This is a genomic window from Shewanella colwelliana ATCC 39565, from assembly GCF_000518705.1.
Taxonomy (GTDB): Bacteria; Pseudomonadota; Gammaproteobacteria; order Enterobacterales; family Shewanellaceae; genus Shewanella; species Shewanella colwelliana.
Genome location: NZ_JAEC01000039.1, coordinates 1 through 12,471, shown reverse-complemented (window position 1 = coordinate 12,471; position 12,471 = coordinate 1). Strand labels below are relative to the sequence as shown.

4 protein-coding genes are annotated in these 12,471 nt (G+C 50.7%); all 4 read right to left on the bottom strand.

All coding sequences use genetic code 11. The features are described 5' to 3' along the window. Window positions 1-20: 20 nt before the first annotated feature. Window positions 21-1,643: an eicosapentaenoate synthase subunit PfaD gene (gene pfaD, locus L876_RS0115025; protein WP_028764556.1), complete on the bottom strand. Its 1,623-nt coding sequence runs from the start codon at window positions 1,641-1,643 to the stop codon at window positions 21-23. 87 nt (window positions 1,644-1,730) lie between these two features. Beyond that, complete coding sequence (locus tag L876_RS0115020) at window positions 1,731-7,505, bottom strand: hotdog fold thioesterase (RefSeq protein WP_028764555.1); 5,775 nt, start codon at window positions 7,503-7,505, stop codon at window positions 1,731-1,733. Continuing rightward, window positions 7,505-9,604 carry a PfaB family protein gene (locus L876_RS21870; protein WP_051413151.1) on the bottom strand — a complete coding sequence of 700 codons (2,100 nt, stop codon included), beginning with the start codon at window positions 9,602-9,604 and terminating at the stop codon, window positions 7,505-7,507. Before L876_RS21870 ends, L876_RS0115020 begins: the two co-directional genes overlap by 1 nt. Continuing rightward, on the bottom strand, window positions 9,601-12,471 hold a 2,871-nt coding region (locus L876_RS0115010), incomplete at its 5' end, for an SDR family NAD(P)-dependent oxidoreductase (protein ID WP_028764554.1). The genes L876_RS21870 and L876_RS0115010, both read right to left, overlap by 4 nt.

The window sequence follows — 12,471 nt, the reverse complement described above, 5'->3', positions numbered from 1 at the left end:
AGTTTCTAGCATCTAGTACACTATGCCATGCGCTCAACGGGTTTCCAGCGCAGTAGCTCACCAGGCAATTTTACGCCTTGGGCGGTGATGCTGTTAATACGATTGAGATAAGCCGCGCCGTACATCAAGTGCTTAGCCAAATCTACCGCATTACGGTTTTGGTAGTCATCTAAATAACTGCCTTTTGCCCACTGGTTAAAGGCGCCAAGTGCAGGGCCAGCCCAAATTTGGTAATCCATCTCACGCCCCACTTCGCCAGAATTTGACCAGCGGCTCGATAGTCCCAAATACCAGCGAAAAATCAGTGCCATCTTACGTTTTGGGTTACCTTCGGCGCGCTCAATCTGTTTAGGATCGCGCTCGTTAAAGTGGGCAACAGTGCCTGCCCAGATATCGTCGAGACTTGAGCGAAACACTTGCTTCTCAAGTTTTTCACGCTCATCGGCAGGAATGGACTCAATAGCGTCATAACGGCTGTAGATCTCATACAGCTTGTTAGCGCGCATCGGGAATAGGGTGCCACGCTTAACCACCTGAAGCTTAACGCCCATCTCAAACATGTCGGCGGCAGGTGCCATGGTGACATCGGCCATCTCTGTGGTGGCCAGAAGCTTGCGGGTATGCTTACTGGCCCCGGCTTCGACACAGGCTTGGTTGATTGAACCGGTAACGATATAAGCTGCGCCCATATTAAAGGTCGCTAATGCCGCATCTGGGGTGCCCACACCGCCGCCACAACCTACGCGAAGTGGCGTTGGGTATTGGTACTTGGCTTGGATCTCCTCTTTCAGCGCTAGAATCGTCGGCAACAATGTAACCAAAGGACGGTTATCGGTATGGCCGCCAGAATCGGCTTCGGCCGTAATATCATCAGCCATGGGGATCTGCTGCGCCATCGCCATCTGGTCGACGCTGATCAACCCTTCATCAAGAAGTTTCTGTAGCATCTTAGCCGGTGCTGGCATCATAAACTTCTCTGCCACTTCGGTGCGGCTTACTTTGGCGATCACCTTATTGCCAACAACAATGTTGCCATGGGCGTCGCGACTAAGCCCTGCTGCGCGGTAGTAAACAATCTGTGGTGTGAGGCCTAAGAAAGCTGATGCTTCAACGGTGCGAACCTTATGTTTAAGAAATAGCTCGACGCTGCCACGCTCTAGTGCAGGTTCGCTTGGGCTATGGATAAGGTTAAACATGTAAGGGCCATTAGGCAGCGCCGCTTGAATGCGGTTAATAGCGGCTTCAACCCGGCTTGGGATCAGACCCGCAGCGCCAAATGAGCAGAGAATGCCCGCTTTACCTAAGGCGATAACCAGCTCTTCTGAGGAGATGCCGTTCGCCATGGCGCCAGCATAGTAGGCATACTTTACGCCGTGAACACGGCGAAAGTTGCTGTCGCCAAGGCTCTCAGTGCCCAGTGCCGGGGTGAAAGCACTGACAGGATGGCCTTTGGCTTTACCTTCAGTGATTAAGTTGGCTTCGGTCGCGATGCCAACGCCTTTGTCGCTGTCATTGATGACATAGCAGGCGCGGCTGAAATCTTTCAGTTGCGCGGCCATGGCAGCCGTATCAAAAGTGATGTCGGCATCATTTACTTGCCAAGGCCATGGCGATAACTTGTCGTTGGTTGTCGTAGGATTCATTTAAATAAGACCCTTATCATTTTTATGCTTTATTCGGTTGTCTAACTTGAGGCATTAGCGGGAACGCCAATGCCTCAAGCAATTCGTTTAAAGAGCTTCTTCGATACAGATAGCAATGTCGGTGACTTCATAGATACGAAGCCCATCTTTACTTAGGCTAGCGTTACCTGTTATCACCTTCTTACCACCTTCATCTTTTATCGAGGTAATACTCACATCCATCGACATCTGCTTATTGAGTGGGTTGATCTGACCGCGATATTTCCACTTAATGTTTGACAAAATTTGGCCAAACTTAGGGTTTTTAAATCCAGCGCCCAAATCTTTACTGATGGCGTAAGTTTGCATGGTTTCGATAATGGCTTCAACGCCTAACGAACCTGGCATTACAGGATCTTGGTGGAAATGGAACTGGAAGAACCAGTCGCTAGGATCGATAGTGCGCTCAGCGTAGAGATAACCTAAGCCTTCTGTGCCGCCGTTATCGACAATCTCGACGCTATCGATAAAGTTGAGTTGTCCGCCAGCAAGGCGATAGTAAGGCTGATTTGCCGGTGCATTAAAGTGGCGCCCAGCTTTATCTAATAAGTTCACTTTTGTGTCGGCACTAATGCCTTTGGCCACATGCCAAGGCTGAGTCACTTTGCCATTGTCTAAGCCCAGCTGGTCTTTAAGCGCATCGCCTTTGAAGTAGCCAAATACTGCGGTGCCGCGATAGAAGGGTTCACCGTCGGTGCTCAACTCAAAGCTGAAACTTTGAATAATATTAGTGCCAGCCATCACCGTCGATAACAGACGCGAGTCGTTGACAATGGTTTTACCGCGCAGGTCGACATCGCGTAGTAGCTCGCCACTACCATCTAGGTTACGGAAAAACAGCTCAAGCCCTGGGAAGCCTAATGTGGTGCCCATGTAACCAGAGATAAAGCCATTAGGCTGCAAAGAGATCTCCATCAGCACCGAATAGGGCATGACAGCATGGTGGCTATTTTTATCGAAATACCACGCATCCGTTGGTACTTCATATTCGGCAATACAGCTTGACGGCTTTTTAAATTCCCCACGTTTACCGTTAACTTCTATTACGCGGGTGGTTAACTGCAGATCGCCGCACGGGGTACGTGGCGGGATCATTCCGCGATAAATTGAAAACTCAGAGCCAAAGCAGTTTTCGATATTACCTGTGGCAAATTCAAACATGTGGTACGGCGTAAACGGCACGGTGTCAGGCACGCGATTGGGATAATCTGGTGTGAGTGGTGCCTCTACATGTGACAGCGGGATCACGCCTTTGTTAGGCGCAGCGCTCAAATCAGGCACTTGTGCCATTAAGGGTGCATTGATTGACGCACCTTGATAGCTCTTTTTAACACTTACTGAGTCAGCAGGCACTGTGCTGCTAACCGCCAATGGTGCCTCATAGCGGGTGCACTCATCTTCCTCTTTGATTATCACGCCGAGGTTTTGGAAATCCACCACCACTTTGCCATTGAGCAGAATGTCGATGTTGGCTTTGGCATAAGGACGTGGGCTGAAACCAATCTCGGTTACTTCCATACGATAGGTGAGCTGGGCCGATTGCGGAATAACCTGACCACGACAACGTACCTTTTGTGAGGCATTTTCCAGTGGTTGGAAACGACCATTTTTCGTTTGGGTGTGCATCCCTAGGTGTAACATGTAGAACTGCAGTAACTGGCCACAGCCTTCTGCCATCAAGGAGCCTGCCATCACCTGATCATCTTTAAAGTGACAAGGGAAGTACCAATGGTTAGGTTCCAGTTGCTTATGACCTTCGATTAACCCAAGTCCCCATGCACCGCCCGTTCTGTCGACCTTACTGACCTGTTCGATCATCAAGAACTTCTCAGAGGCAAAACACAGTGACGGTTGAGGTGAACCTGCGTGTGACGGACCAAAACAGCCTGCAATGTCGGCCGATAATAGCTTATGAATCGCAGTGTAATCGAACTGAGTCTGCGGGCAATCCAGTAGCGGATTAAAGCGCAGCTTAGTTGCGCTATTACGGGCCTTAATTTCATCTTCTGTGCGAATGACACCTTTGCCGTCTGCCAGCTCTGCATCGGTAAAGAAGCTAGCACAGCCACCATCCATCTTGAGGATCATGGTATCGCCAACGAAACACTCATAAGAGAAGAAGAACAACAGGGTATCGCCGTTACGGGCATAGTGGTTGATCTTAATATCGTATCTTAATGTGTCACCGCCCCGTGGCAGGTCGCCTAAGAAGGTGAGGGTACAGTCCAGTAGACGGTAAACGCGTTCACCCTTGTTTTCAAAATCAATACCTAAGTAGCTGATTAGCATTAAGTCACACTGACCCGATTCAACGGCAACTGCCCAAGGAATTTGGCCATCGACTAAGTAAGGCGCATCCTCTGGGATGTCATACTCAGTGGTCATTGAACTTGGCTTGTATTCATTAATGTTGGCGTCGAGTTTCGTCACCCGCGACACCAACAGATAGTCGGTGGTCGGTAGGCGAACGCGGCGCGAATAGTTATCGATTGAGGCATATTCTGGGCCAAATACTTTGGCGATGTCGCCTTCAGCATACTCAACGAGGTCGTGGTAATCCCAGATGCATGGCTGGTGCGCAGGCACTGGGGCACGATAAGGCTCTACTTTGTCATGCTGTGGCTTCAATATTGGCTGCGCCTCTACCAGCACTTGAGAGTGAGTCTGTACTTGCGTCTCAATCGGCGCTGCGCCAGTGGCTTGTGCAAGCTGCTGCTTTAGCAGTTGGTCAGCCACTTTAAGGCCTGTTTCGCGGCTTTTTAGGAAGGCGATATGCGCCTGCTGTGCGAGTTGCTGGTTATGTTGAAATGCCGCTAACTCGCCTTGGGGCAGGTTTAAGTGGCTCGCATTGAATGCGCTGGGTGTTTTACTTGTCATGATGTTCTGGGTACCTATTGCTTTAGCAATCTGTGCCGGTGAGGGCGCTGTGGCTGAAGAGGGGATATTCGCTGACGGTTCACTTTCTTGCAGTGGGTAGCTGATCAGCGCAGGCGCATTTGAGCTTGGCGGCGCAACGCGCGCTGCGGCCACTTTAGCCTTAATTGTGTCAAGTTGAAGCACTGGCGTGTCGACAATATGGCGATAGATATTGCGTCCACCTAAACTAACCTCTTTCACTAGGCTACGTTCAGCATGAGTGCCTAAAGTATGGGCTAAGCGTTGAGTCAGAGCGCTGCGCTGTGCAGCACTCTGACTGATGTGGGTTAGCGCACACTGATTTTCACTGATGTTAGCAATCACAGCATGCTGGCTTGCGCCTTGAGCACCTTGCTGATTAAGGCGTAGCAATCCATAGATAAGACTTGTTATACCTGCAGCGGCAAAGCTGTGTCCAAGCTGTTGTTGGCCCTGCTCATAACGTGCATGGGTTAGCGGCAATGCTTGTTGCAACTGGTTTGGGGTCAGTGCGCTGCTTGGTGCTATGCTTTGTTCCACTAGGCTTATCTGTTCGCTATGGGTTCCCGTGAGCGTGAGTAGCTCATCAATAACACGGCTAACTCTGCTGGTGGCACCAAAGTTCAAGCTCTCAATGGTGGCATAATTTTGCTTGGCTTGGGCAAGTGGTTCGAGGACTATCGCCCCTGCGCCTTCAGCCAGTTTCCAGCCAGGATCATTTGGCGTGGCAGCCATTGGCGCGATGGCATTCTTTAGCATCACTTGCTCGACACTGCCAGACAAGTCGACCGCGGCAATCACCACCGCATCAAGCTGTTCTTGTCTCATCATATTTTCGGCCACATCGAGTGCACGACTCACCGATTGCTCACCTGCTGAGATGGTGAATGCTGGGCCGTTAAAGTCCCAAAGGGATGCGATACGCGATGCCATGATGTTGCCAATAAAGCTGGTGTACTGGTTGAGCTTGGCGGCATCGAGGACGCTATCCATGGCGATGGTTTCAAGGGCGTGATATTCACTGTCTGTGAGTGTCACGCCCATGGCTGCGAGGCTCTGTTTTAATTGGGTATGCAGATTGACGCGGCCGCGGAACTGGTGCAGTTCTAGTTCAGTTTCCATCGCCACTAACACCGCGACTTTTTGGCCGGGTTTTAGCTTGGCATCGCGAATGGCTTCGTCGGTCACCTTCATTAACATCAGTTGCTGACAGATCAAGCGATCATCTTCATTAGGTGGGAGTTTAAAGCGTAAAAAATCCAGCTCAAAACTGTCGACATAAGCCCCTTGGGGAATGGTGTTTATACCAAACTTGGCTAATAGCTCTGGGTGCTTGTCGAGTCCTTTCCAGCGCTTCGCAGGAAGGGAAATAAAGGCATTTTCGCCCTGCTGTAGCGCGGTATCGAGTTGATTAATGGTGCTTAGCGGACCAATGTGGCTGGCGATACCGCTAATGGCAAATGCGGGAGTTGAGCCGTTACTGCAGGCCTGTGAAGGTGCGCTTGCAGCGCTTGGCTGTTTAGCGGTGTAAGACTCTAATAATAGGTGAGCATTACACCCGCCAAAGCCAAACACCGATACCCCAGCAAGACGCTCTTGGTTACCTGATTTTACAGGCCAAGGAGTGACTTGGTTAGGCAGGGTGTTAGCGCCAAACAGACCATTTGGCGAGCCAATGGCGTCGCTGATATTGATACTTGGGGGGAGTATGCCCTCCTGCATCGCGAAGATCATTTTCATGATCCCCGGCATACCAGCAGCGGTTAACAGATGACCCAAGTTAGATTTGGCCGAACCAACCAGAGGGGCAGCCGAGCCATTGAGACGTGGAGTGAAAAACTGCTCCATTGAGGCCAGTTCAACTTTATCCCCTAACGGTGTGCCGGTGGCATGACATTCGATAACTTCGATGTTTTCAGGGGCAATGTCGCTGCCTCGGTAAGCTCGCTCAAAAGCTTTTACCTGTCCTTTGCTATTTGGGCTCAGTACAAACTGGCCTTTACCGTCGTTAGACAGACCGATACCGCTGACCACGGCGTAGATCTTATCGCCGTCGCGCTCGGCATCGTCGAGACGTTTGAGCGCTAATACGCCAGCGCCTTCACCGGCAAACAAGCCTTTGCTGTTTTTATCAAAGGGTGCAGAGAATCCATGATCTGGGTAGGCATGGAAAATGGAAAAACCCATATTGATAAAGAATGGATCGGCACCCGATACGGCGCCCGCCAACATTAAATCGGCTTTGCCCGTTGCTAGGTAATCACAGGCTAATTTAAGTGAATAAACTGAGCTGGCGCACGCGGCATCCAGGCTTAACTGGACGCGACCTAGACCCAGTGCGTCGGCCACAATCTTTGAGGCGTTATGGGCGATAGCCCCGTTGGCACAATCAATCGATGCAGTGTGTTGGGTTTGCGCGTTAAAGGATTGCAGGCGGAAATCGCGGCTGCCTAATTTGGTTTGCAGCGCCTTCTCTACCACATTGTGATAAAGCGGCAAAAACAGCTCATTTGATTTAGCCGTGGGGAATGACAGCGCGCCCATGATGATGCCAGTGCGTTCAAGCAGCGGCGAGTCAAGAGTTACCCCCGCATCAAGCAGCGCATTGCGGCTGGTGTCCAGTGCCCATAAGAAACTGTCATCGAGACCATTAAGCTGATCCGCGGCAATACGGTAGCCATTAGCGTTGAAGTTAAAATCTTCAATATAGCCACCTTTATCGCAGTAGAAACGGTCAGATTGTCCCTGCACACCTTGATAGTCAGCGCTGTTAGCACCGAGTTTGGCGTCGCTTAATGTGGTGCGTGAGTCGCGTTTATCGAGCAAGTTTTGCCAAAACTGTTTAGGTGTTTTGGCGTCGGGATAGAGGGTGGCTAATCCGACAATTGCTATTTTGCATGGTTGAGAAGGCGCTTCGTTCGAAGGCATTATGCTTCTCCTTGTAATAATGGGTTAGCGTGGTGGCTCGGCGCGCTGTCGTTGGGCAGTTTGTCTAGCTCACGTTTAAGACCAAGTTGCAGCACCGTTAGGCTTACGGGAACTCGGTGACTGATTAACTGGCCAATCGCCTTTAGCAGAGTGCTTGTATCGCTGCCCCCTTTGGCATTGACGGGTACGGTGCAGCAGTGGGTCGTTTGACTGTCGTCTTTGAGGATCTTATCGATCAAGGTGCAGTTCTGGCGGTCGGCGCCAACTTCAACAAACAGCTTGGCACCTTGGCGCTTGGCGCTATGGATAAGCCCTGTAAAATCTAAGGTATTGCAGAACGTATCGGCAATCGACTCGGCAATGCATTGGCTATCCAACTGGCCTGATGTTGCTGCAACGCAGCAATCCTTGCCTTTTCCCGTATCGGCAGCACTGATAAATTTCACCTCATGACTGGTGGCTTCATCGAGCAATGGCTGACGATAAAATTCGATAACCGCTTGATGTTGCGTTAAGGCGGGGGGAGTGTGCATGGCGGTGACGCGGTTGGCGGCAATGCCGCGCTTACCTAGCTCTTTTAACAGGGCTTGGCAGCTGTGCTGGCATCCGGCGATGACGCAAGTGTCGCCTTGGGTAATGGCTAAGTAGACCCTTGGGTAACGGTCGAGCAGAGCTGTTATCGGCTCTGGTGTGCTACGAACAACAAAACTGTTCCACTCTATAGACTCGTCGTTCGAGAGCTGCCAGGCTTGACGCACTGCGGTTAGGTCACCGGATATGACAGAGGTAAATAGCGGATCGGTTTGTGTTTTGGTGATCAGCTGATGTGGATCACGCCAAACATCTAAGCTCGCCCACATGGCGGCTTCGCCCATGGAGTAACCCAAAGCAAACTTCGGTTTAATATCAAACTCATCAACTAACAGTTTTGTCAGCAAATAGCTGGCACCAACGCCTGCGATAGCTAAGGCATCGAGTGACATATTGGCTGCCACTGATTTATCGCTGTGGTAGATAGCATGACTTTGCAGCATTGCCTGCAGCTCCCCTTGCTGTTCTAGACGGGCATAGAGCGCTGGGAAGTAGAGGTGAAGCTCGCTGAGCATACCTTGATAAACCGTTCCCACCCCTGGGTAGACAAATGCTAACTGAGACTGTCCCAGTGGGGCGGCACTAAAATAGCTCCCTGCGGGGGTTTTATATTGGCCTTGAGTGCTAAATAGTTTGCTTAACGCATCGCTCATGGCGGCAATCTCTTGCTGCATCGCTGCGATGCCATTGGCTTGTAATACCATGGCAAAACGACCTGCGCGATTTTCAGCAAAATGATTGAGGTTAGTTTGCATCAAGGTGAGCAGTTGCTGAACAGAACTGATGGCATCGAGCTTTGCCGCTAAGGTCCACAGCTGTTGATTGAGCTCTGCTTCACTGGTGCCGGTCAGTGGGAAAAATAGTTGGCTGGCATTTAACAGTGAGCGTGCCTTAATTCGTCCCGTCCCTTGGGTCAGTACCAAGGTCATGTTGGTAACCGCGTCGCGTTGCTGCTCGTCGGTTAGACTCAATGCTGCGACACGCGCTTGGTGAGGAGGATTAAACCAATAATGCTGCTTGTAAGTGTTGTCACCCGATAGGCGACGTAGGTTACGCCGGCCTATGTCATGCACCAGTTGAAATAGTGCGGTAAATTGCGCTTGGCTATCATTGTTGTCAACAGTTAAGTGTTGACCTAATGCAGCAACAGCGCGTTTTGCTTGTGCCATCGCCATGTTGAGTGACGTCTGTGCCGTACTGGCAAATTGCAGCCCCGCCATGTAAGCATGAGGGTGCAATTTGCGCTTAGCCGCATCGATAGCGGGTAACAGTAATAGTGAGTCTGAGGGTGACTTTAGCCAAACCATCTCGCCAATGGTGACCAGATCGATGGCTTTTTCAAGGGTTGGACCAAACTGCTCCAGCAAGAGCTCAATGGGCTGCTCTTGAGCTAACTCAAGCGGCAAGCCCTCGCCATGATGCAGTGCCAAGGTGGCGATGCGCAGTGGCATCGCTCCCTTGTTTTGTGCTGGAGTGTTGGTTACCGACAATGAAGAGGGGCTATTCACACATTGCCCTCTTTAATTTGGTCGGCAACAAATGCACTGTTTAGGTTTTTACTAATGGTCACTTTTGCTGATGTCATCGAGCAGCTGAGCTCACCATTTTGATGATACAGGGCGACATCAGCGACGAGCTGTCGACTACTGGCTTTTACAACGGTTAGTTCGATATAGCCCTGCTCGCCAAAGCCCATAGGTAGCACACTGACGAACTCGCCAATGGTGGAGGGTAGGCTGGCCGCGCCATAGGTTAATCTTGCCCAAACTAGCATCGCTTGCAGTAGCAGATCTTCCGCAAAAGGCTGACACCCTTTAGCCGTTAAGCTTGGGGTAAAGTCACCACAATCTTGCTTGGCCACATTAGGCAGTTGGCAGCTAACCACTAAGCCGTGCTCGGTAAAGCGCAATACCTTTTCTAACCCTTGTAAACGCGGACCATGGAACAGGGTGCCGTCACTGTAAAGCGCAGCTTTGTCGGTCACTGGCGTGATTTGGCTAAGATCATCAAAATGCTTAGTGCTATGTTGCACGTCGCCTGCTTTGACTAATAGTGCCTGATACTGAGGCCGACCTTCACAGCTGATCAACGCCTTAATGCCTTTGAGTGCCCCTGCTTCATATTGCGGGGTTAAGATCATCATTAAGGCTTGGCTCTCGCCTGAGTCGAACACTATGCCTTTGAGTAACTTGTAGTCTTGCACCATGAGCGTTAGCCCATACTGCTCAAGCGCCGCTTCGCGCATCCATTGGATAGCACAGACTGTTGGCAATACGGGATTGCCACCAATGCGGTGATCTTGAACAAAGGCCAATGCCTCAGGCTTTAGCACTCGCTTAAGTGTCACTTCAGTCAATGCGGTGACGTCACGCTGCGGGCGCTGTGCAACTTGCACCTCACCCGCATTAAGCTTTTTTACCGTTGCTTCCTTAGCGGCGGTGTTACTTTTACTATTTCCCTGCATATCGGTGCCGACGAGCAGTTGTACACCACTCTCTGTGAGTAGTTGGGTTGCAAATAACTCAGCGCCAGTTTGCAGTGGGATCACGTACACGCCTCGGTCAGTAAACATCTTTTTCAGCGCTGGGTTAACCATGCCGCCATCCCAAGGTCCCCAGTTAAAGCTCATCACTTTGGCACTTGGGTGCTTTGCCGACAGTTGCAGTGCCGCTTTGTTAAGGATGTCGTTCGACATGGCATAGTCGCTTTGGCCTGTATTGCCATAGAAACCCGCCGCCGAGGAGAACATGGCAACCAGTTTTAGCTGGCTGGTATCAATGACAGAAAGCAACGCCTTGAGTCCGTTGACTTTAGTGCCATAAACCCGTGCCAGTTCATCTAACGTTTTGTCTTGGATATGTTTGTCAGCCAAGACACCTGCACCATGGATAAGGCCTGTGATTGGCGTTATCTGAGTGATAGCGCTTAGTGCGCTGTTAACCGAGTCTGTATTGCTCACATCCATGCTGATGTATTCGGCGCTCGCGCCTACGGCGCTAAACGCATCCAGCGCGGCATTGATCTCTAAACTGCTCTGTACCGGCCACACTAAGGCGTCCACTTGCTTAGGCGTTGGTTTGTCACCCGAGGCAATAATGTGGGCAATAGCGGCTGATTTGAGCTCAGAGGCAGATTTACCTTGAGCCCAGCTTGGCAGATTATTGAGGGTCACATGTTGGCTACGACCCGCCAAGATAAAGTGAGATTGACAACGCTTAGCTAGGGCTAGGGCACACTCAAAGGTTACGCCTTTTGCACCCCCGGTCACCAGTATTTTATCTGTGCTGTTCAGCTCACTTTTTGCTGTTTTTATGCTCGCATCGCCTGCAATCAGGGCTGTGCGCTGCAGTTGACCTTGCTCATTGAGGCTTAAACCTACTTCGTTCAATGTTGCATTGCTATCAAACAGCTCGTTGGCGATGGCATCACTTAAGCGGCTGGCATCCAATGCTGGTGCGATGTCTAATGCACGGCAAAATACGCTTGGCCACTCGTGACTTAATGTCTTGGTGAGACCAGCCAGTGCGGCTTGGTTGAGCTCTGCAGTTTTTAACTGTTCAAGGTCTAAATAACCGAAGCCACCGTCAATACGACTGACGCTGATGAATGCGCGTCGCGCACCGGTATCTTGGGTTAATTTAGCTTGCAACAACTTGGCCCACAAGAAGGCTTGGCTCAAGTGATTGAAGCTGTCGTCGCTAAGCTGCACGCTGCTATTATCTGTTGCTTGCGCCTCTTGCGGGTGCAAGTGAACAAAGCCGCTGATAGTGCCTAACTGCTTTTCAATCTGGGCAATTACAGCAGCGATGCCAGTTTCATCTACACTGTCAGCTTGAAAGCTTTTGATATCACTGTTTAGCGGTGACTGTGGTTGACCTTTCGGTAAACGCACTACAGCCACGTTTAAGCCCTGTTTAACCAGTTTCTCGGCTAGCACACCTGCATTATGGCCATCATCATTGATCACAACGTGAGTGTTAGCGGCGAAACAGTTGTTAACTAACTCCGCCGCATCAAGCTTTTTTAGCGCTACCTCGCTGTGAGGTGGCAGTTCAACACTCGGCTCGCTTGAGATCGCAGCAGGCTTATCATTTAAGGGCTCAGCCTTTACAGGCGCAGCGATTGATGAAGCGCCGAGCTTACTGTTCATATAGCTAACAATTTCACCTAAGGTACGACACTCGGCTAAATCTTCTGGGTTTAACTCAGGTAGACCCGGTAGCTGGTCTTGCACTGTGCCTAAAATTTCAACGCGCTTGATAGAGTCGATACCTAAATCGGCTTCCATATCCATCTCTAGGGCGAGCATCTCTGTTGGGTAACCGGTTTTCTCGGCCACCACGTTCATCATGGTGTTGTGCACTTGCTCGTTAGT

Excerpts from the sequence above, each read along its gene's own strand:
- pfaD (WP_028764556.1), bottom strand. The coding sequence starts at position 1,643 with ATGAATCCTACGACAACCAACGACAAGTTATCGCCATGGCCTTGGCAA.
- L876_RS0115020 (WP_028764555.1), bottom strand. The coding sequence starts at position 7,505 with ATGCCTTCGAACGAAGCGCCTTCTCAACCATGCAAAATAGCAATTGTC.